22 protein-coding genes are annotated in these 23785 nt (G+C 57.7%); 7 read left to right on the top strand and 15 right to left on the bottom strand.

Annotated features, from left to right (window positions below):
- Positions 1-32 precede the first annotated feature (32 nt).
- The 3 genes from DS906_RS04200 to DS906_RS04195 all read right to left on the bottom strand — a co-directional run bounded on the left by DS906_RS04200 (position 33) and on the right by DS906_RS04195 (position 1644).
- Positions 33-602 carry a disulfide bond formation protein B gene (locus tag DS906_RS04200; RefSeq protein WP_113789098.1) on the bottom strand — a complete coding sequence of 190 codons (570 nt, stop codon included), beginning with the start codon at positions 600-602 and terminating at the stop codon, positions 33-35.
- A 9-nt stretch (positions 603-611) separates the two neighbouring features.
- Complete coding sequence (locus DS906_RS22265; protein ID WP_199528470.1) at positions 612-767, bottom strand: DUF5993 family protein; 156 nt, start codon at positions 765-767, stop codon at positions 612-614.
- 115 nt (positions 768-882) lie between these two features.
- Entirely contained in the window at positions 883-1644 is a 762-nt protein-coding gene (locus tag DS906_RS04195; protein ID WP_113788975.1) for a DeoR/GlpR family DNA-binding transcription regulator, read from the bottom strand.
- A gap of 193 nt (positions 1645-1837) precedes the next feature.
- Between DS906_RS04195 and glpD the strand changes: the two genes are divergently transcribed.
- Positions 1838-3430 carry a glycerol-3-phosphate dehydrogenase gene (gene glpD / locus DS906_RS04190; protein WP_113789097.1) on the top strand — a complete coding sequence of 531 codons (1593 nt, stop codon included), beginning with the start codon at positions 1838-1840 and terminating at the stop codon, positions 3428-3430.
- Positions 3431-3478: 48 nt separating this feature from the next.
- On the opposite strand, the gene DS906_RS04185 is transcribed toward glpD, so the two are convergent.
- Positions 3479-6616, bottom strand: a complete 3138-nt coding sequence (locus DS906_RS04185; RefSeq protein ID WP_113788974.1) for an efflux RND transporter permease subunit — start codon at positions 6614-6616, stop codon at positions 3479-3481.
- A gap of 3 nt (positions 6617-6619) precedes the next feature.
- Positions 6620-7786, bottom strand: a complete 1167-nt coding sequence (locus DS906_RS04180; protein ID WP_113788973.1) for an efflux RND transporter periplasmic adaptor subunit — start codon at positions 7784-7786, stop codon at positions 6620-6622.
- A gap of 90 nt (positions 7787-7876) precedes the next feature.
- Here DS906_RS04180 and DS906_RS22120 point away from each other — a divergent pair, with 90 nt between their 5' ends.
- Positions 7877-8053 carry a hypothetical protein gene (locus tag DS906_RS22120; RefSeq protein WP_233494678.1) on the top strand — a complete coding sequence of 59 codons (177 nt, stop codon included), beginning with the start codon at positions 7877-7879 and terminating at the stop codon, positions 8051-8053.
- A 9-nt stretch (positions 8054-8062) separates the two neighbouring features.
- Here DS906_RS22120 and metG read toward each other — a convergent pair whose 3' ends face one another.
- Complete coding sequence (gene metG, locus DS906_RS04170) at positions 8063-9808, bottom strand: methionine--tRNA ligase (protein ID WP_113788971.1); 1746 nt, start codon at positions 9806-9808, stop codon at positions 8063-8065.
- A 217-nt stretch (positions 9809-10025) separates the two neighbouring features.
- Here metG and DS906_RS04165 point away from each other — a divergent pair, with 217 nt between their 5' ends.
- Together DS906_RS04165 and DS906_RS04160 are read left to right on the top strand one after the other, a co-directional pair.
- On the top strand, positions 10026-10781 hold the full coding sequence (locus tag DS906_RS04165) for an OB-fold-containig protein (RefSeq protein ID WP_233494677.1): 756 nt from the start codon (positions 10026-10028) through the stop codon (positions 10779-10781).
- 34 nt (positions 10782-10815) lie between these two features.
- Complete coding sequence (locus DS906_RS04160) at positions 10816-12486, top strand: flotillin family protein (protein WP_113788970.1); 1671 nt, start codon at positions 10816-10818, stop codon at positions 12484-12486.
- Between the two features lie 32 nt (positions 12487-12518).
- Here the strand turns inward: DS906_RS04160 and DS906_RS04155 are convergent, their stop codons facing one another.
- The 8 genes from DS906_RS04155 to DS906_RS04120 form a co-directional block, all read right to left on the bottom strand.
- Positions 12519-13742, bottom strand: coding sequence for an MFS transporter (locus DS906_RS04155; RefSeq protein WP_113788969.1), 1224 nt, complete (start codon positions 13740-13742; stop codon positions 12519-12521).
- A gap of 80 nt (positions 13743-13822) precedes the next feature.
- Positions 13823-14419 carry a YceI family protein gene (locus DS906_RS04150; RefSeq protein WP_113788968.1) on the bottom strand — a complete coding sequence of 199 codons (597 nt, stop codon included), beginning with the start codon at positions 14417-14419 and terminating at the stop codon, positions 13823-13825.
- Positions 14416-15630: a CynX/NimT family MFS transporter gene (locus DS906_RS04145; protein ID WP_113788967.1), complete on the bottom strand. Its 1215-nt coding sequence runs from the start codon at positions 15628-15630 to the stop codon at positions 14416-14418. Before DS906_RS04145 ends, DS906_RS04150 begins: the two co-directional genes overlap by 4 nt.
- Before the next feature lie 62 nt (positions 15631-15692).
- Positions 15693-16313 (bottom strand): ImuA family protein, encoded by a 621-nt coding sequence (locus DS906_RS04140; protein ID WP_113788966.1) that lies wholly within the window; start codon positions 16311-16313, stop codon positions 15693-15695.
- A gap of 60 nt (positions 16314-16373) precedes the next feature.
- Entirely contained in the window at positions 16374-16955 is a 582-nt protein-coding gene (locus DS906_RS04135) for a TIGR02281 family clan AA aspartic protease (protein ID WP_058273802.1), read from the bottom strand.
- A 39-nt stretch (positions 16956-16994) separates the two neighbouring features.
- The gene (locus DS906_RS04130) at positions 16995-17618 is read right to left on the bottom strand and encodes a MarC family protein (RefSeq protein WP_113788965.1); all 624 of its coding nucleotides are present in this window, start codon (positions 17616-17618) and stop codon (positions 16995-16997) included.
- Entirely contained in the window at positions 17615-18007 is a 393-nt protein-coding gene (locus tag DS906_RS04125) for an ACT domain-containing protein (RefSeq protein WP_113788964.1), read from the bottom strand. Before DS906_RS04125 ends, DS906_RS04130 begins: the two co-directional genes overlap by 4 nt.
- Entirely contained in the window at positions 18004-19854 is a 1851-nt protein-coding gene (locus tag DS906_RS04120; RefSeq protein ID WP_113788963.1) for an ABC-F family ATP-binding cassette domain-containing protein, read from the bottom strand. The genes DS906_RS04125 and DS906_RS04120 overlap by 4 nt, the downstream gene beginning before the upstream one ends.
- Before the next feature lie 108 nt (positions 19855-19962).
- Here DS906_RS04120 and DS906_RS04115 point away from each other — a divergent pair, with 108 nt between their 5' ends.
- Together DS906_RS04115 and ndk are read left to right on the top strand one after the other, a co-directional pair.
- Positions 19963-21165 (top strand): multidrug effflux MFS transporter, encoded by a 1203-nt coding sequence (locus tag DS906_RS04115; RefSeq protein ID WP_199528468.1) that lies wholly within the window; start codon positions 19963-19965, stop codon positions 21163-21165.
- 114 nt (positions 21166-21279) lie between these two features.
- The gene (ndk, locus tag DS906_RS04110; RefSeq protein WP_085821644.1) at positions 21280-21702 is read left to right on the top strand and encodes a nucleoside-diphosphate kinase; all 423 of its coding nucleotides are present in this window, start codon (positions 21280-21282) and stop codon (positions 21700-21702) included.
- Between the two features lie 56 nt (positions 21703-21758).
- Here ndk and DS906_RS04105 read toward each other — a convergent pair whose 3' ends face one another.
- Entirely contained in the window at positions 21759-22106 is a 348-nt protein-coding gene (locus tag DS906_RS04105; protein WP_113788961.1) for a TfoX/Sxy family protein, read from the bottom strand.
- Positions 22107-22268: 162 nt separating this feature from the next.
- On the opposite strand from DS906_RS04105, the gene DS906_RS04100 reads away from it, so the two are divergent.
- Positions 22269-23783, top strand: coding sequence for a CHAD domain-containing protein (locus tag DS906_RS04100; RefSeq protein WP_113788960.1), 1515 nt, complete (start codon positions 22269-22271; stop codon positions 23781-23783).
- The last annotated feature ends 2 nt before the right edge of the window (positions 23784-23785 follow it).

The raw sequence follows: 23785 nt of genomic DNA, 5'->3' as shown, positions 1-23785 counted from the left end.
TTGTGCCTCTGTTCGGGAAGGTTATCCCATCCTCAGTTGTTGGAGCCCAGTTCGTCAATCACTTTGTAACTGGTTGGCGGGTCGGCGCAAATGCCGGGACCACATTCAAGCAGCGTAGAACCGACATTCAGAACAGCCAAACCAAGCATGATGAAGAAGGCCACCTTGGCCAGGGTGCTTCCACCGAAACGAGGCTGATCCGAAGTATCGTCAGCATATTGGCGATCAAACAGCAGCATAACCGCGGTGCCCAACAAGATCAGGAAAAAGCAAATTGCGGCCCACGTGTAGTAGTGCAACCCCAACACGGGCGAGCCGTAATGGCCCGTGCCGGGAACGATATGCAGAAGGATCTGGCGCACCGATACGCTGCCGCCATAGAGCGCCGCGATTAACATCAACGCATAGTGCCGCGGCCGCGCGCCGTATAGCAGGTTCAAGCCCAGCCCAACGCCCACGGCGACAAAGCCAACGCGTTGCAGCAGGCAAAGTGGACAGGGCAGCTCGTAAAGCGCCAGTTGGTAAACAAAGGCCAAAAGCAGCACAAGGCTTACGGCCAGCATACTGATGGCGTTCAGGGTTCGGGACAATTCTGGTGTCATCATCACCCCCTACAACTGGATTGTCAGTTGGCTGGTGGCGTGGAATTTCAGCCAGTACACACTCAACGCCAGCGTGAAGAAAAACAGCGCATTGGCTGCCGTTGTTTGTCGAAAATAATTCAGCCCCATGGTGGCTGTAAGTAACGCAAATAAAAGCGCTATCATGGCCCGGTTCTCCCCTTCCGTGCAACGAACGCAATACAGGGATACTGTCAGGCGCGGGGAGGTCTGGCAAGAAATCTCTTACCAAGTTCACCTTTTAGGAGAACGACTTAGGGGGTTATTGACAAACGCGCAGGTCGGTCTTCCATTCCTGACACCTCTTGCTTAGACGGATCGACAGTGGCCGGTCGGTGTAAAACGTGTCGATCTCAGCCAACGAGGTGATGCGCGCGGGGGCTGCGCGCTGAAATTTTGAGTGATCGGCCACAAGAAAAGTGCGTCGTGTCTGGGCCAGAATCGTCTGGCTGACCTGGACCTCTTGAAAGTCGAAATCCAGTAGGTCGCCATCGGCATCAAGTGCCGAGCAGCCGATGACCGCATAATCGAACTTGAAGTGCCGCATGGTCGTGACTGTCAGATTACCCACCAACCCGCCATCCGACCTGCGCAGGACACCGCCCGCGACTACGATTTCGCAATCCGCGTTCTCTGCCAGAATATTGGCGACATTCATGTTGTTGGTGACGACCATCAAGTTCTTGTGGTTCACCAATTGGCGCGCAACCGCCTCGGTCGAGGTGCCGATGTTCATGAAAACCGACGCGCCGTCCGGGATGTCTAGGGCGCAGGCCGAGGCAATGCGCGCCTTCGCTTCATCGTTCAGGGCGCGGCGATCCTCATAGCCAATATTGGAAACGCCCGAGCGAATGACGGCCCCGCCATGAACCCGGTCCAGCTTCCCCAGATCCGCCAGCTCAGACAGGTCGCGGCGTATGGTCTGAACCGTGACCCCGAACTGTGTGGCCAGGTCATCCACCATCACACGGCCATCCTGTCTGGCGATGTTCAGAATGTCTGACTGACGAAAGGAAAGGGACATGGTCGGCTCCGAAACGGTGTGAGTTCGTTTTTGTTCTAATTTCGAAGGGTTTCCAAGAGATCTGTGTGGTCACACTTTTGAAACACCTCGATTTGTGGTGATAAAACGAAAAGAAACGAAAGTAAACGTTGACGAAACGCGCGTTCATCGGGTTAATGAGCCCGGTTTTTCAAACAAAGAGAATCATCCGGACATGGAACGGCACACGGACAAGGTCACGGACCTTTTCATCATTGGTGGTGGGATTAACGGGTGCGGAATAGCGCGCGATGCAGCCGGGCGCGGATTGTCCGTGACATTGGCCGAGATGAACGATCTTGCTTCGGCGACGTCATCGGCCTCGACCAAGCTGTTTCACGGTGGCTTGCGGTATCTGGAGTATTTCGAGTTTCGTCTGGTGCGCGAGGCGTTGATCGAGCGTGAAACCCTGCTGCGGGCGATGCCGCATATCAGTTGGCCAATGCGTTTTGTGCTGCCCTATCACAAGGATATGCGGTTCGATTCTGAAACGCCGACCTCGCGACTGCTCAGCACAGTAATGCCTTGGATGAAGGGACGGCGCCCGGCGTGGCTGATCCGGTTGGGCCTGTTCATGTATGACAATCTGGGTGGGCGCAAAATCCTGCCGGGGACAAGCTCACTGGGTTTGCAAAGCGCGCCGGAAGGCGGGCCGTTGCAGAACAAGTTCCACACAGCCTACGAATATTCCGATTGCTGGATCGAGGATTCACGACTGGTGGTGCTGAATGCCCGCGATGCCGAGGCACGTGGGGCGAATATCCTGGTACGGACCGAAGTTCTGGCGGCCAAACGTGTCGATGATCTGTGGGAGATCACCATCCGCGATAAGCAGAGCGGCGAAACGCGGGTGGTGCAGGCCAAAATGCTGATCAACGCGGGTGGCCCCTGGGTTGGGGACATCATCCAGACCAAGATCCACATCAACTCTCGTGAAGGTGTGCGGCTGGTGCGCGGCAGCCATATCGTGACGCCAAAGCTTTATGATCACGACAAATGCTATTTCTTTCAGGGTGAAGACGGGCGCATCATTTTCGCCATTCCGTATGAGCGCGATTTTACGCTGATCGGCACAACGGACCAAGATCACCCAGACCCGACAGAGCCCCCGATCTGTACGGAGACCGAGCAGGACTATCTGTGCGCATTTGCATCGAAGTATTTCCAGAAACCGGTTACGCGCGATGACATCGTGTGGACCTATTCTGGTGTGCGTCCGTTGTATGACGACGGGGCCAGCAGCGCCACTGCGGCGACGCGGGATTATACCCTAAAAGTTGACGCGCAGGGTGGGGCGCCTGTGCTGAATGTCTTTGGTGGCAAGATCACCACCTATCGGCGCCTCGCCGAGAGTGCGATGGACAAAGTGTCCGAACATTTCCCCGATCTTACCGGCCCCTGGACTGCCGGCGTTTCGCTTCCGGGCGGCGATTTTCCGGTTGGTGGCGTACCGGATTTGATCGAGGCAGTGTTGGCCGACTACCCGTTTCTTGACCGTATCTGGGCGCAACGTCTGGTTCGCGCCTATGGCACTGAGGCCAAGACAATTTTGGGCGACGCCAAGTCCGTATCGGATCTGGGTGAGGACTTTGGCGCAACGCTAACCGCGCGGGAACTGGCGTGGCTGATGGACAAGGAATACGCGCGGACGGCCGAAGATGTTGTATGGCGCAGAAACAAGATGGGCCTGCGGTTAAGTGCCGAGCAGGTCGCTGGCATTCAAGGCTGGATGGATCGCAAAACCGAACCCGTCGCAGTGAACGCCTGACCAAAGAAGTAAAAAGCCCCGCCAGTTTGGCGGGGCTTTTGTTTTGGATCACGCGGCCTCTTCTGATGGGCCCGGATCGTCTTTGGTTCCTTTGATCCATTCCCGCATCCCTTGCAGCAGGGCGTATAGGACCGGCACTAGGATCACGCCGACCAGAGTGGCTGCCAGCATCCCGCCGAACACGGCGACACCGATGGCCTTCTGACTGGCGGCACCTGCGCCGCTGGCCGCCAGAAGCGGCACAACACCCAACAGGAAGGACAGGGCCGTCATCATCACCGCACGGAAACGTTGAAAGGCGGCCTCGGCTGCAGCGTCCTTGACTGACAACCCTTTGGCGCGTTGTTCCATCGCGAACTCAACGATCAGAATACCGTTCTTCGAGGCCAACCCCACAAGCATGATCATCCCGATCTGCGTATAGAGGTTGATGTCGCTGCCCACGATGGCCACGGCCGCCACCGCCCCGAACAAGGCGACGATCACCGATAGCAGGATCGACACAGGCAATGTCCAACTCTCGTATTGCCCCACAAGGAATAGGTATCCGAACAGGATCGCCAGACCGAGGATGATCACTACCAGCCCACCGGTCGCCAATTGTTGCTGCGCGGTCCCGGTCCATTCGAAGGCATAGCCCGGGGGCAGGGCAGTCGTGGATTCCTCGGTCATGACAGTGATCGCGTCACCGGTGGATAACCCGGGTGCCGGTACCGCTGTAACGGTCGCCGAACGGAACAGGTTGTGACGTTTCAGCAAGACCGGACCCAGAACGTTTTCGACATCAATGAGCGTACCCAGAGGCACCATCTCCCCCTTGGTCGAGCGCACATACAGGTTCGAGATATCGTCGACATTATCACGATAAGAACCGTCGGCCTGGATCATCACGCGATACACGCGCCCGAACAGGTTGAAGTCGTTCACATAGTAGGACCCCAGCTGAGCCTGCATCGTCTGGAACACCTCAGCCACGGACACTTGCAGAGTCTTGGCCTTTTCGCGGTCCAGATCCACGAACAACTGAGGAACGTTGGCCCGGAAGGTTGTATAGGCCTGACCGATTTCTGGTCGTTGGTTGGCCGAATAGACGAATGAACCAACTGCAGACGCCAGATCTTGAGGCGTGCCGCCTCCGGTCTGCTGCACCTCCATCTCGACGCCAGCCGAGTTGCCCAGGCCTTGAATGGGGGGTGGGTTGAACGCGATTATCGATGCGGCAGTTTCACCATAGGCAATCGCCAGCACTTTCTGCAGGATTGCATCAGCGCTAAGGTCATCCTCTTTACGTTCATCCCAGTTGTCGAGGTTCACAAAGATCGCGGCGCCGTTTGTCGTCGTACCGTTCAGGATCGAGAACCCGTTGATCAGAACTGTGCTTGCGACGCCGGGGATCTGTTGGATCTGTGCGTCGACACGTGCAGTGACCGTTTCGGTCCGTTCCAACGTTGCGGCGTCTGGCAGTTGCACATCCACGAACAGATATCCGTTGTCTTCCAGCGGAAGGAAACCACTCGAAGTGTTGGACATGATCGTACCCGTGCCCATGGCCAGCGCAACGATGATGCCCAGACCGATGATCGGCAGGATTAGCAATTTGCGTACGATGGCGACATAGCCACTGCGAACGCTGCCGATGAAGTTTTCGAACACCGCCAACAGCCCCTTGGGCGGACCGGACCGTGCCTTTAGCACCAGGCCGCACAACGCAGGCGACAGCGTCAACGCGTTGATCGACGAGATCACAACAGCGGTCGAGATCGTCACCGCGAACTGCGAATAAAGCCGTCCCGAGATGCCGGGCATAAAGGTGACTGGTACGAACACCGCCAACAGAACCAGCGTGGTTGCAATCACCGGACCGGTGATCTGCCCCATGGCCTTGCGCGTTGCTTCAGCCGGTGGAAGCCCTTCGTCGGCGATGATCCGTTCGACGTTTTCGACCACAACGATCGCGTCATCCACAACGATCCCGATGGCCAGCACCAGTGCGAACAACGAGATCGTGTTCAGCGACATGCCAAATAGCAGCAAGAACGCGAATGTCCCGATCAACGACACGGGGATCGCAACTGCGGGAATGATTGTCGCGCGCCAGCTTCCAAGGAAAACAAACACCACCGAGATCACCAGAATGAAGGTCAGTATCAGGGTCGTGACCACGTCATTCAGCGACTGATTCACAAAGTCCGTCGTGTTGAAGGGTACGGCGTATTCCACATCTGTCGGGAAGGTACGGGACAACCGCTCAAGCTCGGCCTCGACTCGGTCCGACACGGCCAGCGCGTTCGCGCCAGGGGCCTGATAGATGCCGATTACCGTGGCCGGGACACTGTCAAAATAGCCCGAAGCCGCATAATATTCTGCGCCCAACTCGACCCGCGCGATGTCTTTGACCCGCACGATTGAACCGGCATCCCCGGTTCGGATGACAATGTCGCCGAACTCTGCGGCCGAGGTCAAGCGGCCCTTGGTTTTAATCGTGTATTGAAAGGTCTGCCCTTCCGGGACTGGAGGAGCGCCGATGGAACCGGCTGAAACTTCTACGTTTTGTTCCCGAATTGCATTGATCACGTCACCCGGAGTGATGGACAAAGCAGCCATCTGATCCGGATCCATCCAGATCCGCATGGCGTATTCAAGATTGGTCAGAACGTCGGCTTTACCCACACCCTGAACACGCGCCAGCGCGTCTTTCAGGTTGATCGAAGCATAGTTTGATAGAAAGACACTGTCATACGTCTCATTCGGCGAAGTCAGCGTCACCAGCAACAGCATGTTGGTGGATGCTTTTTGAGTGACCACACCAGATGAGGTCACTTCGGCAGGCAGGGACGACATGGCCTGAGCCACGCGGTTCTGCACGTTGACCGATGCGATATCCGGGTCGGTGCCCACTTCGAATGTGACGTTGAGCGAATAGGATCCGTTATCTGCCGAGGTCGACGTCATGTAAATCATGTCGTCCACACCGTTGACCTGCGCCTCGATCGGGGCGGCGACGGTGTTTTCCACGGTTTCGGCGTTGGCGCCAGTGTAGGTGGTCGTCACGCTGACCACCGGAGGCGTAATGTCCGGGAACTGGGCGACCGGCAGAACCAAATAGCCGATGCCGCCCATGATCGTCAGGACAAGCGAAATAACTAGGGCCAGCTTGGGCCGGCTAATGAACAGGGCTGAGAACATCCGTTATTCTCCCGGCTGTTCAGAGGCGACGACGGCATCCACCGCAACGCCCGGGCGAACCCTCTGCAGGCCCTCAACGATCACGCTTTCACCTTCGCGCAGACCATCCGTCACAATAATCGCGGTCCCAACCACGTCGCCCGTGGTGATATAGCGCTGTTCCACCATCTGCTTGTCATTAACCACCAGCACGAACTCACCCCGCTGATCGCGTTGCAATGCGGCCTGAGGGACCAGCACCTGAAGGGTCGGTTCCAATGCCTCGATTTGAACACTCAGGAATTGGCCGTCGATGATATACCGATCAGTGTTGGGGAACTCAGCGCGGACGGTGATCGCACCTGTCAGAGGGTCAATGCGGTTGTCCACAAATACGATTTTTCCCGTTTCATCCAAGTCGGTTCCGTTTGGCAGCGTTAGATTCACATTCGGACTTTGATCGCTTTCCGCCAACGTCGCTGCGCTTTCGTTGTATTGCTCAAGAACCGAGGTGAACTGCTTTTCGTTCAGCGAGAAATTCACATAGATCGGAGCTTCGCTTACCAGATTGACGAGCGGAGGATTTGTCGGCCCCACAACGTCGCCTACGCTCGTTTCCACACGTCCAATCCGCCCGCCAAACGGCGCGTGGATCTCGGTATAGCTCAGGTCCAACTCTGCTTGTTGGATGGCAGCATGAGCAGCCTTGACCTCGGCCTCGGCGACCAGTTCATTGGCGCGGGCGATGTCACGCTCGGACTCCGGGGTGGCATCGCGTTTGTACAGCTCTTCCTTTCGGGCCAGATCGACCTTGGCAAGCTCTAGATTGGCCTCGGCCCGATCCAGATCGGCTTTCCGGGCCTCTAGGGTGGCCTCATAAAGATCGGGTTCGATGGTGAACAACAGGTCGTCTTTTTTGATAAGCGCACCGTCTTCCACATCCTGAGTTTCAAGAAAGCCGTTCACGCGGGCGACAATATCCACCTTGTTAATGGCCTCGGCACGTCCGATGAACACGGCCTCATCGGTAACTTCTTCGGTATAGGCCGCTGCAATAGACACTTTCGGCGGCGGCGCGTCGCTTTGATCCTGGGCCAGCGCCGTGAACGAGACGCCTAAACTGGTCAGTGCCGCGATGGCCAAGACCGGACCTCTGTGGCGGAAAAAGGAATTCTTTAATGCAAGGGACATGGCGGGCGCCTCGTTAGACCTAAGGATATTGCGCCGGGGCAGCTCTTTTGCCTCGACGAGTCGTGCTGATTTCTTGGCAGGATGGCCGTTTTGAAACTTTATCTCAAGCTTCTTGAATGCGTCGGCTGGGTGGTGTGCCCGGAAATTATTTTGGTTTCAGGCGGGCTTACGCCAAGATCTTATGGAATTTTGCGCCCAAACCCGGTTTTTGCCGCATTTCGAAAAGAAAACGGAGGCCAGATGGCCTCCGTAACTATGGTGTTGTGATCCAAAACATCAGTCGCGCTGTCCAGCGAACCTGGATTGCCAGTCTTCGCGCTGTTCATCCGTAATCTTGGCGAACAGAACGTCCGGCACAGTGAACGCGTGACCGGCGGGCAGAGCGTCCAGCGCGGCTGCAACATCGTCAGGCCAGCTGGTGTCCAATGTGTTCATTGCGCTCAGCATCTTGGCTGAGGCTTCAGGGATGAACGGTGCGCTGAGTACGGCGTAAAGGCGGATCAGGTTCAGGCCCAGACGTACCTGAGCAGCTGCCTGTACGGGGTCTTCCTTGAAGGTCGACCATGGGGCAGCAGCTTGCAGGTATTCGTTGCCCGCAACCCAGATCGCACGCAGTTCCTGCGCGGATTTGCGAACCTCCATCGCCTCCATATGCCCTTCATAGGCGTGGACGCGTTTGGACAGTTCCTCGATCAGCGCCTGTTCGCGGTCGCCATAAGCGCCGCCTTCAGGAACTGCCTCACCGAATTTCGAACGGCAGAACTTGGTGATGCGGCTGACAAAATTGCCCAACACATCCGCGAGGTCCTTGTTCACCGACTGCTGGAAGTTTTCCCAAGTGAATTCGCTGTCGCTGCTTTCGGGCGCATGGCTCAGCAGCCACCAGCGCCAGTAGTCGGCCGGCAGGATTTCCAGCGCCTGATCCATGAACACACCACGGCCCTGGCTGGTCGAGAACTGACCACCATCGTAGTTCAGGTAGTTGAACGACTTGATGTAGTCGACAAGCTTCCAACGTTCGGATGACCCAGATTCTTCGTTGTATGTGTTGGTGCCCAAAATCGTTGCCGGGAAGGAAAGGGTGTGGAAGGGCACGTTATCCTTGCCCATGAACTGGACGTAACGGACATCATCCGCACCTTTGTCGGTGCGCCACCAGCGTTCCCAGTCGGCCTCGGTCCTGCCATTGGCGTCGGCCCATTCCTTGGCGCAGGCGATGTATTCGATCGGCGCGTCGAACCAGACGTAGAAGACTTTGCCTTCCATCCCCGGCCAATCCTGATCGCCTTTTTTGACGGGCACACCCCAGTCCAGATCGCGGGTGATGCCGCGATCCTGAAGGCCGTCGCCATCATGCAGCCATTTCTTGGCAATCGAGGTAGTCAGGATTGGCCAGTCGCTTTTGCCGTCGATCCACGCATCCAGTTGATCTTTCATCGCCGATTGACGCAGGTACAGGTGTTTGGTCTCGCGCACCTCCAGATCGGTTGAACCGGAAATGGCCGAGCGCGGCTCGATCAGGTCGGTCGGGTCCAGCTGTTTGGTGCAGTTTTCACACTGGTCGCCGCGCGCGCGCTCATAACCGCAATTGGGGCAGGTGCCTTCGATATAGCGGTCAGGAAGAAAGCGACCGTCGGCGTTGGAATAGACCTGTTTTTCGCTGACTTCGCGGATCAGCCCGGCATCATCCAGCTTCCCGGCAAAATGCTGGGTCAGCGTCTTGTTCTGCTCGCTGGACGAGCGGCCAAAATGATCAAAGCTCATACCAAAACGCTTAGCGATGTCGGCCTGAACCTCGTACATATCCGCACAATACTCGGCCACTGGCTTACCCGCTTTCGCTGCGGCCAGCTCGGCAGGTGTGCCGTGTTCGTCGGTGGCGCACAGGAACATGACCTCGTTCCCCCGGCCACGCAGGTAGCGTGCGTACAGATCAGCCGGCAATTGCGAGCCGATCAGGTTACCGAGGTGCTTGATCCCATTGATGTAAGGGATCGCTGAGGTGATGAGAATCCGAGCCATGTTCCGTTTCCGCGTAACTGTCTGCGCGCCCGTCTACATTATGTAACCGGCCAGCAAAACCCCGGCTTTGGTTCGGACGTCATTTTAAGCACGGGTCGCTGGGAAAATCGGCATGAGTTGCAGCCTTGGATTGCACCGCCTTCATCGCATGCAATACCCCGGAGTTGTAAATTAGAATCACAAACTCTTGAATTTCTGCAATGAGTTCCCATTTATTATGTATACCACAGTATACAATAACGAGGGCAAACAACTGATGTTCGACTTTCTGCTTGAGGGTGCATTTGCACCCTTCACTTTGGCGCTTGCGCTTCTGTTCGGCCTGCTTGTGCTGGAACTGATCGCATTGGTCCTGGGTGGAAGCCTTATTGCGGGCGAGAGCGATGTCGATCTGGATGTTGTCGATGCCCCCGATCTGGATGTCGGTGATTTCGGTCTGAAAACTGATGCCGACATGGATCTGGGCGATTTCGAATTGGCCGAGATCGAGGCAGACGCGCCAGGCGCGGTCTCTGCGGGACCTTTGGCGTGGCTGGGGATCGGCAAAGTGCCGTTCATGATCTGGCTGGTGGTTCTGCTGGCAGGCTTCGGCTTGTTTGGTATGGGCCTGCAACTTACGCTGCGCGACCTGCTGGGCTTTGACCTTCCGCCTTGGATGGCTGCGATTCCCGCCGGTGCCTTTGGCCTGTGGTTTGCACGTGGCTTTGGCGGCATCTTTGCTCGTCTGCTGCCCAAGACCGAGACCGAGGCGATGTCGGAGCGCCTGCTTGCCCGTCGCCGTGGCGTGATCACCCAAGGCACCGCTTCGCGCGGACGCCCCGCCGAGGTGCGCGTCATGGACCGATTTGGCAATACCCACTACCTGCGCGCCGAGCCGTTGCAGGACAAAGACACGCTTGAGCAGGGCACTGACGTGCTTGTGCTACGCGACCGACGGCGCGACCGGTTCGTTCTGGTCGGCATGTCTGAATAACAAAAATTTCTAACCCCATCACGGAGGATTTTGCATGGAACTTACATTCCTAGCCGTCATAGTTGTGACCATTCTGGCAGTAGTTTTGTTTATCGGCCTTGTGCTTGGCCGTCTTTACCGCCGCGCGACCCGAGAGATCAGCCTGGTGAAAACCGGTGCTGGCGGTAAGAAAGTCATTATGGATGGTGGCGTCATCGTCGTGCCGTTGCTGCACGAAGTCAGCCCCGTCAACATGAAGACCCTGCGCCTTGAGGTTCAGCGCAGCGATGAGGCCGCGCTGATCACCAAGGACCGGATGCGTGTCGACGTGGGCGTCGAGTTCTACGTCTCGGTCATGGCGACAGAAGAGGGCATCGCACGTGCTGCACAAACCCTTGGCGACCGCACCTTTGACGTCGAGCAACTGCGCGAAATGATCGAAGGTAAGTTGATCGACGGTCTGCGCGCTGTTGCCGCCCAAATGACCATGGACGGTCTGCACGAAAACCGCGCTGACTTTGTGCAAGAAGTACAGAATGCGGTGTCCGAAGACCTTCTAAAGAACGGTCTATCCCTGGAATCCGTTTCGCTGACTGCATTGGACCAGACACCGTTTGAGGCTCTGGACGAGAACAACGCATTTAACGCCGTGGGTATGCGCAAGCTGGCTGAGGTCATCGCGACCTCAAAGAAAGAGCGCGCCCAGATTGATGCGGATGCTGAGGTCGAGGTGCGTCGTGCGGCGATGGAAGCCCAGCGTCAGAAGCTGTTGATCGAGAAAGATGAAGAGCAGGCGCGTATTGAGCAGAAACAGGTGGTTGAAACCCTGCGTGTGGCTCAGGAGGCCGAGATCGCGGCACGGACCGAGGACTCGGTACGTGAGACCGAACGCGCTCGTATCGCGCGTGAAGAAGCGATCCGTTCAGCGGACATTGAGCGTGAGCGTAAAATCCGCGAGGCCGAGATCTCGAAAGAGCGCGAACTGGAAGTGGCCGAGCAAGAGCGTCAGATCATCATCGCGCAGAAATCCGAAGAAGAAAGCCGCGCGCGCGCCTCTGCTGATCTGGCCCGTGCCGAGGCAACCAAAGCGACCGAAGCCGTGGCGACCGCACAGAAGGTTGCCGAGGCCGAGCGTATCAAGCAGATTGCGCTGATCGAAGCCACGCGCGAGGCCGAGCGTCAGGCCACTGCAATCCGACTCGCTGCCCAGGCTGACAAAGAGGCCGCGGTTGACCGTGCCGAAGCCCGCCGTGAAGAGGCGCAGGCCGAGGCGGATGCTCTGAACATCCGGGCCGAGGCCAAGAAGAACGACATGCTGGCCGAAGCCGAAGGTAAGCGTGCGATCGTCGAAGCAGACAACGTGCTGTCAGTGGATCAGATCCGCATGAAGGTTGATCTGGCGCGGATCGAGGCCATGCCGTCGATCATCGCGGAAATGGTCAAACCGGCTGAGAAGATCGACTCGATCAAGATCCACCAGGTCGGTGGTATCGGTGGCACCAATGGCGGCGGCGCATCGAACGGCGACAAGCCGGTCGTCAACCAGGCGCTGGATTCGATCATGGGAATGGCGGTGCAGATGCCCGCGCTCAAGAAGCTGGGTGAAGAGCTGGGCCTGTCGATGGAAAACGGTGTCGGCGGTGTCGTCAACGGTGCGCTTGAATCGACGGTTGAGCCTGCCGAAGAAGACGGCGTGATCGAAGAAGGATCGCGGACAGAACACTAATCGAAAGGGGCCGGGGTTTTCCCGGCCCTTTTTTATTGCCTTTCACGCGACCGTTTCAGCAAACGACCAATGGTGAACGACGTGCGTGGCGCGTAGACATAGTTGGTCCGTTCTTCGGGCGTTGGGCGTGAGCGCATTCGGGCCAACCCAAAGATGATCAGGAAAATATGGCCGACCGCCACAAATGCAAATAGGGCACCGGGTCCGAACTGCTGAATCAATGTCGATGAGATATAGGGTGAGGCTATGGCACCTAAAGCGAACCAGAACATGAGTGCCGCAGATAGCTCGACCCGTTCTTCTGCCGTTGCAAAGTCGTTCGCATGAGCGGAAGAGACCGAGAAGATCGGGAAGGTTGTCAGGCCAAAGAAAACAGCGGCCAGCATTACGCCTGCCGTTCCCGTTCCGCTGGCCGCCATTGTCACACCGCTGCTGACAACCGCAGCAACGGACAGCCAGATCAGCACCCAGCGCCTGTCATATTTGTCGGCCAGCCAGCCAACCGGGTACTGCGCCAGTGCGCCACCTAAAACGAATGACGCCAGGAAGAATGCGATCTGGTCCACGTCCAGCCCAACTTCCTGACCGTAGACCGGACCAACCATCCGAAACGATGCAGAGCTGAGCGCCGCAACGATCACACCTGCTACTGCCAAGGGCGAGCTGCGCCAGGCCAGTTTGGGTCTCAACCGAGGGGCGTCGGGTGTTTTTGGCTGGCTTGCGCGGGTCAAAGTCAGCGGCAACAGGGACGCACAGCACAGGATCGCCAGCAAATTATAGGACACGTAAGACGCAGGCGGCAGAACCGCGATGATCAACTGCGCGCACAGAGACGCGCCCATATCCGCAATGCGATAGGTCCCCATGGCGCGGCCGCGCGTTTCGTTTGTGACTTTGGCGTTCAGCCATGCCTCGATCACCGTATAGGCTCCGGCGACACAGGTTCCAGACGCGACCCGAAGGGCTGCCCAGATGTACGGGTTTTCGGTCAACGTATGCCCAATAAGACCCATTGCGCCCAAGGCCGTGCAGACTGCGAAGGCCCGCGAATGACCAACGCTGCCCATTAGGCGCGGAGCCCACCAGCAGCCAATGAAGAAGCCAAGAAAGTGCGCTGATCCCAACATGCCGATTTGTCCGGTCGAGAAACCAAGCGTGATGCCGGATATCGCATCCAAAGGACCAACGCCGCCCGTTGAGAGCTGCAGAAGAATGACAGAAAGAAACAGGGCGGCAAAAGAAATGATCGTGCGCATAGTGCGCCCAGCATTACCGCATCAGCGAGCGTTGCGCGTGATAATTCGACCTCTGCGCGTCGTTTTTTGTCCTTTGGGTGTCAGGCCTTGCGGGTCAACTCGGCCCGGATGTTCAAAGACACGGTATCGGCGACCAGATCGGGATAGCCAGAGGCGCCGAATTCGTGGCGGTTCAACGTGCCCGACAGTCGAATTGACAATGCGTTCAGGTCATCAGCCTCGGTTCCGGGTTCGCGGTACAGATTGGCTTGTAGGGTCACAGGGCGTGTGACCCCGCGCACCGTCAGGTCTCCGGTGATGGTTGCGCCTTCGGAAATGCGGCCTGTAGGGCCAAGCTGTATTCGGGTAGATTTGAACGTAATGTTCGGAAATTCCTGCGCGTTTAGCACGCTTTTGCTTAGCATCGGGCCGCGGGCGAAGGGCAACCGAGTGCGCGCCGCAGCGACGTTCAGCACAACGGTGACACGGCTGTTTTGCAACTGATCCGTGTCGACCTGAATATCTGCCGATTGGATCGGCATCGTGCCTGACTGCGAAACCCCCGAAAGCATGAAGGAAAAACCGACGGACGTCCCGGCTCGAGACAATTCATATTGGACCAACGCAGCATGAGTTGCCCGCGCCAACGGAACGCTCGCCAGACCCGCAATCAGAAAGCGCCGCGTCAATGATCTCATGCCAAAACCTCTTGTCTGTGGGGGCGCGAGCGGCTGAGCAGAAACAGCAGAATTCCGATGTTCACGCCGTTCCATAGAATGCCGTTCACGAAGGCCAGTTGGTAATTGCCGGTCACGTCGTAAATCCAACCGGACATCCATCCCCCCAGCGCCATGCCCATGATCGTCATCATCATGACAAACCCCACGCGCGCGCCGGCCTCTTGCGGGGGCATATATTCGCGTACCACAAGTGCATAGCCGGGAACGATGCCGCCTTGTGACAGGCCAAAAAGCAGGCTGATCAGGTAGAGTGAGACCATCCCGTCATAAGGCAAGAACAGGAACAGTGCGAGGCATTGCAGGACCGAGCCGATCAGAACCGTCAGAACGCCGCCAAGTTGATCGGCGACCATGCCTGATATTACTCGGCTGATCACACCTCCGAACAGCATCAGGGACAACATCTCGGCGCCGACTGTGGGTCCGTAACCCAGCCCGACGCAATAGGACACGATATGCACCTGAGGCATCGACATCGCGACACAGCACGAAATACCGGCCAGGCCCAGGATGTATTGAAGTGCCCGGGGGGAAATACCGACACTGCGTGCCTTGATTTGTGCAGCAGACGCTGCGGTGCTGTGCGCCTCGGCCGGGACCTGTCGGCGCAATAGCAGGGACAGGGGGATCACGACCAGCAGCGTTATGACGGCCAGCGTCAGGTAGACCTGCTGCCAGCCGTCGCGCGCAAGTATGCCGGACAGCAAGGTCGGCCAGATGGCCCCGGACAGATAGTTTCCGCTTGCCACCAGACCCACAGCGATCCCTCGTCGTTTCATGAACCAGTGCGAGATGTCGGCGATCAATGGTCCAAAGCCGATAGATGCCCCGAGGCCCAAGAGAAGATGTGCGACGGACAACATCACAATGTTTGGCGCCAGTGTCGCCAGCAGATAGCTGGTCGCGCTGAGGATTGCGGCCCCGATCAGGGCTTTGGTCACGCCCAGCCGATCCACCAATTGCCCCATCCAAAAATTGCCAAGGGCGAACCCGATCATGGCCAATGTGTAAGGCATCGCGGCCTCGGCGCGTCCGGCGTCGAATTGGGTTTCGATGGCGGGCATCACAACGATGACGGCCCACATTCCCACATTTGCCACGGTTGCGATGATCAAAGTGATCGCAAGTCGCAGCCAGGAGTATCGGCTATCGTGGATCGCGTGGCTCATCCCGAAACGCTAGGGCTCGGCCCTTGCTTTGGCCAGTCACAAACCCCGTGAGGGGTGCGTGATCACACGGGTGTGTCTTCTGTGGCGATCTGTTGCAGGTGCAGACCGGCGCGCGGTTTGGTCTGCGTGGCATGCCAGCTGACCGGGGGCAGGGCGCGGGCGCGGCGGCGGGTCAGGGTCCAGCGTCGGGCCTCTGCCTGATGGTTTGCGGCCATGTGCCAGCGCGTCTCTACCCCCTGTGCACCACCGTCGCCGGGGGTCAGCAGCACCCCAAGCGGGGCACGCCCCATCGCACCACCCTGTTCTGCGGCCAGATGCATGCGCCGCACTGGGGTCAGCCCCGGCGCGCCGGGCAGATCACCGATGACCAGAGGCATGGCCGCGCTGCGCAGCGCCTCTTCTACGCACCACAGCAGGTCTTCGGACCGGGTCGGGCGCACAAAAATGAACCGGGCGGGATCGGCAAAGGCCATCATGCCATCGGGATTAAGCTGGCCGGGTTCCCATGCGGGCGCGATCCACAGCACCGGCCCCTGCATCTGCCCCGCCAGCCACATGGCAAAGCTGCGCCGGGCGGGGCCGCAGGCCTCGTGCACGCGGGCCAGTTGCAGTCTGATCTGCGGATGAAGATCTATCCCCGGCACGTCGCGCGCGGGTTTGCGGCCAAGAAGATGTGTAGACATGCTGCCAGATTAGCATGTTCTTATTTTGTTCTCAATTGTGGAATTGCGGCAATGGATGCCTTAGCGAGACAAAAGCAGGCGGCCATTGGCGAACTGGATATTCGAGAACCGATGCAGGTAATCCATACCCAGCAAGGATTTGTCCAATTCCCCTTCGTTTACCCAGGCCGAGATATTCTGGTCCGTGATTGGCCCCAATGCCAGCGTGTCCAGGCGCACTGGCGCGGTCCGCACAACGCCATTGGCCGTGTTTGCCCGGCCGAAATAATTCAACTGATCGGGATCAATGCCAACACGTTCGGCATCCCGCGAGCTTAAAACAATCTGGCTTGCGCCGGTGTCCACCAGAAAGGTGATCGGTTCTCCGTTCACATCAATGGGCAGATAGTAGTGCCCGTCGGAAGCGCGCGGAACCTCTATGGTCTGGCCGGTGACGGTCATCTGCGGGGCAGGGCCAACGGTGGTGCGAATGTCTTCCCACAGGCCGACAACGGCAATGACACCGATAAAGATAAAGACCCAGGCCAAAGCCTGCTGCAGCGTTTTGTTCAGAGACTGGCGGTTTTGCGCGACAAACCACGCCACAACGGCCGTACCAAGCACGGCCAGATATACCAAACGTCCAATGTTGTCGCCGTCCATAGCGCTCCTCACCATATTCACTGAAAGATATATGGGGTTTTACGACGCAAAACCAAAGGCCTTGAGGCCGTCCAGGATGAATTGAACCGACAACGCCGCCAACAGCATCCCCAGCAGCCGCGTCAATACGTTCAGGCCGGTTTTGCCCAGCAGGCGCGCAATCAGGCCGCCGGACAGAAAGAAGGTCAAAACCACGGCCATGACGGCCAGCATGACGATACAAGCCTCGACAATGCCAAGAATGCCCGGGTGCTGTCCTGCCAGCAGGATAATCGTCGCAATTGATCCGGGACCGGCGACCAGCGGAATGGCCAGTGGGAACACGGACGGGTCGTGGTGTTCCTCTTCTTCCTCGACCCGGTCTTCACGGCGTTTGGTGCGGCGTTCGAACAACATGTCCAATGCTGTAAGGAACAACAACGCGCCCCCGGCAACCTTGAAGGCCTCTATCGAGATCCCGACAAAGCCCAGCACCGCTTCGCCAAAGGCGGCAAATGCAATGAGTATGCCAGAGGCCACGGCACAGGTGCGGTAGGCCGTCCGGCGACGGGCGCGGGCGTCCATGTCCTGAGTTAACGCCACAAAAATCGGCGCAGTGCCAAAGGGGTCAATCACCACGAACAGCGTGGTGAAGGCAGTGATGAAAAAGGCGAGGTCGATCATTTGCCGGCACCTTGTTGGAGTTCTAACAGAACGGCCACAGCTTTTTCCGCCAGATTGCTTGGAACATAGACGTGGTCGTGGTGATACCCCGCGACCATGTTTGCCGGAATTCTACTTTGGGCAAGAGCATCGGACACAGCGGCAGTCAAGCCAACGCCTTCTAGTGAGGAATGAACCCGCAAGGTGATGCACTTCATACTGATGGCACCAGCGGGTGCTGCGTCGATGGGCACGATAAGGGACAGACCTTCGGCCTCCATGCAACTGGCCCGCGTTCCTTCGGGCCAAGCTTTGTCATGCGGCCAAACGACAAAGGCAAATTCTGTGTCCTGAAGTTCAGGGAGCATGCCTGCGATCATGGCAGTCGTTTCGATTACGGGTTTCGTCATGTCGCTTCGGCCTTTTCCAGGCGTTCGGCTGCGACGACCCAAAGAGTCTCGGCTTTTTGCATGGCATCGACCACTTCGGCAAATTTCCGGTTCCACGTTGCAAGATCGTTTTTCCTGTTGTCCTCATAAAGCGCAGGATCTGCCAGTTTGGCCGACAGTTTATCATGCATATCCGTCAGCTTCTCGATCCGGTCCTCGCATTTGCGGAGGTCCGCCCGCAGGTTCAGCACTGCCTCGCGCGAGGGGCGCTTGGGCTTGATCACTTGCTGTTTTTCTTTGGCCGGTTTGTCGCGTCCCAGCAGCATGGTGCGATAGGTCTCGAGGTCACCCTCGAAGGGTTTGACCGTTCCGTCCGAGACCAGCCACAGATGGTCCGCGACCAGCGACAATAGGTGCATATCGTGGCTGACCAGAACCACCGCACCGGAATAGGCGGTCAACGCCTCGACCAATGCCTCACGGCTTTCGATATCCAGGTGGTTGGTCGGCTCGTCCAGGATCAACATATGCGGCGCGTCGATGGTGGCGATCAGCAGCGACAGGCGCGCCTTCTGACCACCCGATAGACGACCAACCTTGGTTTCAGCCTGATCCGCGTTCAGCCCGAACCCCGCCAGACGCGACCGCCACTTGCCCGGCGCCTCGTTCGGGCGCAGGCGGCGCAGATGGTCCAGTGGCGTTTCGTCCACATAAAGCTCATCCACCTGATGCTGGGCAAAATAACCAATCCGCAGCTTGTTGCTGCGGGCCATCTTGCCCGCCATCAAGGGCAGGCGGTCGGACAGCAGCTTGGACAGGGTCGACTTGCCCTGACCGTTCTTGCCCAGCAGCGCGATCCGGTCATCCTGATCAATACGCAGGTTCAAGCGGCGCAGCACCTCGGTTTCACCATAGCCCGTGACGCCGCCTTCAAGCTGAATGATCGGCGGGGACAGCTCTTCTGGCTCGGGGAACGAGAACGCGCGCAGGGCGGCCTCTTGAGGGGTTGAAACCAGCTGAATGCGCTCGATCATTTTCAAGCGCGACTGGGCCTGAACCGCCTTGGATGCCTTGTAGCGGAAGCGATCCACGAAACTCTGCAGATGGGCGATCCGGGCCTTGGCTTTCACGTTCTCGGATTCCGCCTGAGCCAGTCTTTCAGCGCGGCGTTCGGCGAATTTGTCATAAGGAACCGCGTAATAGGTCAGCTTGCGGCCTTCCAAATGCAGGATCGACCCCACCGCGCGGTTCAGCAGCCCGCGGTCGTGACTGATGATGATGACGGTGTGCGGATATTTGGCCAAATAGCTTTCCAGCCACAGCGCTCCTTCGAGGTCCAGATAGTTTGTCGGTTCGTCCAGCAGCAGCAGATCGGGCTGTGAAAACAGAACCGCCGCCAACGCCACGCGCATCCGCCAACCACCCGAGAAATCGGAGCAGGGGCGCAACTGGTCGTCATCATCAAACCCAAGACCTTTGAGGATCGAGGCGGCGCGCGCCTCGGCGGACCAGGCGTCGATATCTACCAGGCGGGTCTGGATTTCGGCGATACGCGTGGGATCGGTCGCGGTGTCGGCCTCGGCCATCAGCGCGCTGCGCTCGGTATCGGCGGCCAGAACCGTGTTGATCAGCGACACATCCGAGGAGGGCACCTCTTGCGCCACTCCGCCAATTCGGGCCCGCTTCGGGACATTGATATTGCCTGATTCCAGCGCCAGTTCGCCCCGGATCAGCCGGAATAGGGTGGTTTTCCCCGTACCGTTCCGTCCCACAAGACCAACCTTGTGGCCGTCGGGAATGGTTGCACTTGCCCCATCGAATAGGGGGCGGCCTTCAACCGCGTAGGTTATGTCTTGAATCCGTAGCATGACGCGCTCTTAGCAGAGCCTTGTTGCCGCCGCCAGCAGCTTGATATGTTCAATATCGGGGCAATGTGTTAGCGCTGATCCGGTTGGCATTACTCGACGGTTTTCATCATGCGCGCGGCTCAGACGCCTCCTTCCTTGGTCACTTTGATCTTCGCTACGGCGTTGTCGGTGCTGTCGTTGAACATGTTCCTGCCGTCGCTTGCGCGGATGGCCGAGGGATTTCAGGTCGACTACGGTCTCATCAACCTGTCAGTCGCCGGGTATCTGGCGGTGTCCGCCGTGTTGCAATTGATCATGGGGCCATTGTCCGACCGATATGGTCGCAGACCGATCCTGTTGATTTGTATGGCAGTTTTTACAGTGGCATCGGTTGGCTGCGTATTGGCCGAGTCGATCTGGATATTCCTCGGCTTCCGTCTGCTTCAAGCAGCGGTGGTGGCTGGGCCCGTGCTGTCCAGCGCCTCAATCCGGGATCTCTATGCCCCGAACGAAGCCGCCAGCAAACTGGGCTATGTTGCGATGGCAATGGCGTTGGCACCTATGCTTGGCCCGATGCTGGGCGGAGCATTGGATATGTTGTTCGGTTGGCGAGCTGGATTCATATTGTACTCGGTCCTCGGGGCAGGGATGCTGGTGCTGTTGTGGGCGGATATGGGTGAGACAAATACGAACCGTTCCGCAACGTTTTCAGCCCAGTTGAAAGAGTATCCGCACCTGTTCCGCGCGCGTCGGTTCTGGGGTTACGCGCTGTGTGCGGCATTCTCGATCGGCGGGTTCTTCAGCTTTATCACCGGTGCGCCACTGGTCGCCGCGGTCTGGTTCGACCTGAGCCCTGCCATGCTGGGGCTGGGGATAGGAATTATTACCGGCGGCTTCATGGTGGGAAATTTCATCACCGGGCGTATCGCAGCACACACGAAGCTGACGACGATGATCCTGATCGGTCGGGTCGTTGCCTCTATTGGCCCTTTCTGTGGGTTGCTGCTGTTCACAGCAGGTCTGGGTTCGGTCTGGGTGTTCTTCGGCTCGGCCATTTGCGTGGGCTTCGGTAACGGGCTGACGAATGCCAACGCCTCGGCCGGTGTAATGTCCGTGCGACCCAATCTGGCGGGCAGCGCCGCGGGGCTATCTGGTGCGTTGATCGTGGCGTTGGGCGCAGTTCTGACCTTGATGACCGGCGCGTTTGTTAGCCCCGAAAATGGGCCCTATTTGGTGTTGGGCATGATGTTCGCCAGCAGCTTTGTCGGATTGCTTGCGGTGCTTTACGTTCGCCGGATCGACGCGTCAGAGCCCTTGCCGGACACAATCTGATCGCCAAGACCTACTGGCGCAATCATTCCACTTTTCATGAGGCACATACCGTGTTAGGCGGCGCGCGATGGATTTCGGCGCGCACCTCGCGCCATATAGTAAGGAGAGGCCGATATGGCACTGGAACGCACATTCTCGATCATCAAACCTGATGCAACCCGTCGCAACCTGACTGGCAAGATCAACGCCAAGTTCGAAGACGCTGGCCTGCGCATCGTTGCTCAAAAGCGCATCCACATGACCAAAGCTCAGGCTGGCAAGTTCTACGACGTGCACGCCGAGCGTCCGTTCTACGACGAACTGTGCGAATTCATGTCCTCCGAGCCGGTTATCGTTCAGGTTCTGGAAGGCGAAGGCGCCATTGCAAAGAACCGTGAGGTCATGGGCGCAACCAACCCCGCAGACGCGGCCGCCGGCACCATCCGCGCTGAGTTCGCTGAATCGGTTGGCGAAAACTCGGTCCACGGTTCGGACGCGCCTGAAACTGCTGCGGTTGAAATCGCATACTTCTTCTCGGGCATCGAACTGGTCGGCTAATCCGCCGTCAGACGAAGTTTTGGGCCGCATCCCATCCGGGTGCGGCCTTTTTCGTTTCAGACCTGTTTAAGATCTTTCGGCGCAACCCGTATGCCAATCGCATCCAGGTCAGAAATCATCTGGGTTTCCGGGGCAGTGCTAACGCTGGCTTTTATTGCGTCGAACTTTACGCGCAGCGCCTTCTTTTCCGCGCCCTTGCAGTCGTTCCAGGGGCGCCCCTGCAATCCCATCACCAGCACGTAGTATCCGATGAAATGCGGCCGGGTGCCCGCCTGTAATAGCCGTGCATAGGCTTCGTCCGGCCCCAAATCGCGCAATTCCTGCGCAGAATGAATGCCTGCGCGTGCGCAGGATTGCTGGAAAGCTGGGCCGAGATTGCGGATCGATGAAACAGGATCAGACATACCCCCGTCTTAGCCAAATGCCCGGACAGAGTCATTCGGTTGTTCGAGCAAAATCAGATGTTCCGCTCATTGCTCTTGATCAACAGAGTTAGTCGTTGATCGGATCGGAGGAATATGAATTCATGATCACGTACTGGATCCTCGGTGAAAGGGACGCTCTTAATGGCTCGGGTCAAAAACTGTTTTGTTATCCCGGGCACATTCGATGAGGCGGGTTTTGCAAAATCTCTGAAAGAATTGACTTTGCGGTTCGAGGCCACTGAACCTGCAGGAAATTTTGATATTCTGGATTGTCATGACCAATCCCTCAGGGCATCTGGCAAGGTTTTGATCCAAACCGATGGGTCATTGTTTTTGTTGCGCGGCGGTGGAGCCAAATCCCAGCGATGCAAGGGAAAGGGGAAGCTCGTGCAGGATTTGCCTGACGGACCCGTCAAGGCGCGTCTAGCGGGCTTTCCCAAGTTGCGCGCGTTGATGAACGTCGGGGCAGGCAGGGCCAAGCACCGATCGATTGCCATTCTGGGTGACCTGCAAAAGACACAAGTGCGCGGCACGATGATGTTATTGTCCTCGGGTCAGGGGCAGGTAACTGTTGTTACTGTTCAACACATGCGCGGATATGACCGGGCGTATAAGACTGTTTGTGAAAAGCTGACGAAATTGGAGGGTGGTAAAAGCAAGGCGAGGCCATTGTTCGACTGGTTGTTTCCCGACGCGACCATATACAAGGCCAAACCCGAAATCCGCGTCAGTAAACAAGAGCCATCAATCGAAGTCGCCACCGACATCATTCGCACCTATCTGGCGGTTGCGCGCCAGAATGAGGCGGGCGTGATCGATGATATCGATACTGAATTTCTGCATGACTACCGCGTTTCTCTGCGCCGCGTGCGATCTGTGATCAGCCTGTTCAAGGATGTGTTCTCGCCCGAACAATCCGTTGCATTAAGGCGCGAGTTTTCCGGTTTGATGGAACCCACTGGTCGAGTGCGGGATTTGGACGTCTATCTGTTGGAAAAAGATAGTTACTTCAATCTGATACCGCCGAACCTTCATGAAGGTGCCGTGGCCATGTTTGCGGAATTCGAAAAGGAGCGCAGCCAGGCACTTGGCCGTCTGTCTCGGCGCTTTCGAACGCAAGGCTATGACAATCAGATGAAAAAGTTGACCGAGCTTTTCGCTGATCCGACCAATCTGCAGCCCGGCCCAAATGCAGATCGACCTGCCTATGAAAACGCGCGCGCCCTGATTTGGAAGCGATACCGCAAAACCTGCAAACTGGCGCGCGGCATCACGCCAAACACGCCTGACGAAGCTGTGCATAATCTGCGGATCGACTGCAAAAAACTGCGTTATCTTATGGAGTTCTTTGCGCCTTTGTTCGACGCAGAGGCGTTTAAAACAATCATCAAGCCATTGAAAAAGCTGCAGGATAATCTGGGCCTGTTCAATGATTTCTCAGTCCAACAAGAGGCGCTTCTGAATTTTGTGAAACAGCACACCAATAAGCAAGGCCGCGCTGATGCGCAGTTGGCCTTGTCCGTGGGCGGGCTGATTTCTGTTCTGGATCAGCGCCAAATGGCCGAACGTGACCGTGTCATCACAAGTTTCAAGCATTTCGACAGCCCAGACATCCGGCACCTGTTCCGCAGTTTGTTTCATCAAAAGGAGGGCTGAGG

It is taken from the genome of Ruegeria sp. A3M17 (assembly GCF_003318255.1).
GTDB lineage: Bacteria > Pseudomonadota > Alphaproteobacteria > Rhodobacterales > Rhodobacteraceae > Ruegeria.
Note: the sequence above shows the minus strand (reverse complement) of the source record. Positions and strands in the feature narration are given on the sequence as shown.

Coding starts and splice junctions, on each gene's coding strand:
- DS906_RS04200 (WP_113789098.1), bottom strand. CDS start 602: ATGACACCAGAATTGTCCCGAACCCTGAACGCCATCAGTATGCTGGCC.
- DS906_RS22265 (WP_199528470.1), bottom strand. CDS start 767: ATGATAGCGCTTTTATTTGCGTTACTTACAGCCACCATGGGGCTGAAT.
- DS906_RS04195 (WP_113788975.1), bottom strand. CDS start 1,644: ATGTCCCTTTCCTTTCGTCAGTCAGACATTCTGAACATCGCCAGACAG.
- glpD (WP_113789097.1), top strand. CDS start 1,838: ATGGAACGGCACACGGACAAGGTCACGGACCTTTTCATCATTGGTGGT.
- DS906_RS04185 (WP_113788974.1), bottom strand. CDS start 6,616: ATGTTCTCAGCCCTGTTCATTAGCCGGCCCAAGCTGGCCCTAGTTATT.
- DS906_RS04180 (WP_113788973.1), bottom strand. CDS start 7,786: ATGTCCCTTGCATTAAAGAATTCCTTTTTCCGCCACAGAGGTCCGGTC.
- metG (WP_113788971.1), bottom strand. CDS start 9,808: ATGGCTCGGATTCTCATCACCTCAGCGATCCCTTACATCAATGGGATC.
- DS906_RS04165 (WP_233494677.1), top strand. CDS start 10,026: ATGTATACCACAGTATACAATAACGAGGGCAAACAACTGATGTTCGAC.
- DS906_RS04160 (WP_113788970.1), top strand. CDS start 10,816: ATGGAACTTACATTCCTAGCCGTCATAGTTGTGACCATTCTGGCAGTA.
- DS906_RS04155 (WP_113788969.1), bottom strand. CDS start 13,742: ATGCGCACGATCATTTCTTTTGCCGCCCTGTTTCTTTCTGTCATTCTT.
- DS906_RS04150 (WP_113788968.1), bottom strand. CDS start 14,419: ATGAGATCATTGACGCGGCGCTTTCTGATTGCGGGTCTGGCGAGCGTT.
- DS906_RS04145 (WP_113788967.1), bottom strand. CDS start 15,630: ATGAGCCACGCGATCCACGATAGCCGATACTCCTGGCTGCGACTTGCG.
- DS906_RS04140 (WP_113788966.1), bottom strand. CDS start 16,313: ATGTCTACACATCTTCTTGGCCGCAAACCCGCGCGCGACGTGCCGGGG.
- DS906_RS04135 (WP_058273802.1), bottom strand. CDS start 16,955: ATGGACGGCGACAACATTGGACGTTTGGTATATCTGGCCGTGCTTGGT.
- DS906_RS04130 (WP_113788965.1), bottom strand. CDS start 17,618: ATGATCGACCTCGCCTTTTTCATCACTGCCTTCACCACGCTGTTCGTG.
- DS906_RS04125 (WP_113788964.1), bottom strand. CDS start 18,007: ATGACGAAACCCGTAATCGAAACGACTGCCATGATCGCAGGCATGCTC.
- DS906_RS04120 (WP_113788963.1), bottom strand. CDS start 19,854: ATGCTACGGATTCAAGACATAACCTACGCGGTTGAAGGCCGCCCCCTA.
- DS906_RS04115 (WP_199528468.1), top strand. CDS start 19,963: ATGCGCGCGGCTCAGACGCCTCCTTCCTTGGTCACTTTGATCTTCGCT.
- ndk (WP_085821644.1), top strand. CDS start 21,280: ATGGCACTGGAACGCACATTCTCGATCATCAAACCTGATGCAACCCGT.
- DS906_RS04105 (WP_113788961.1), bottom strand. CDS start 22,106: ATGTCTGATCCTGTTTCATCGATCCGCAATCTCGGCCCAGCTTTCCAG.
- DS906_RS04100 (WP_113788960.1), top strand. CDS start 22,269: ATGGCTCGGGTCAAAAACTGTTTTGTTATCCCGGGCACATTCGATGAG.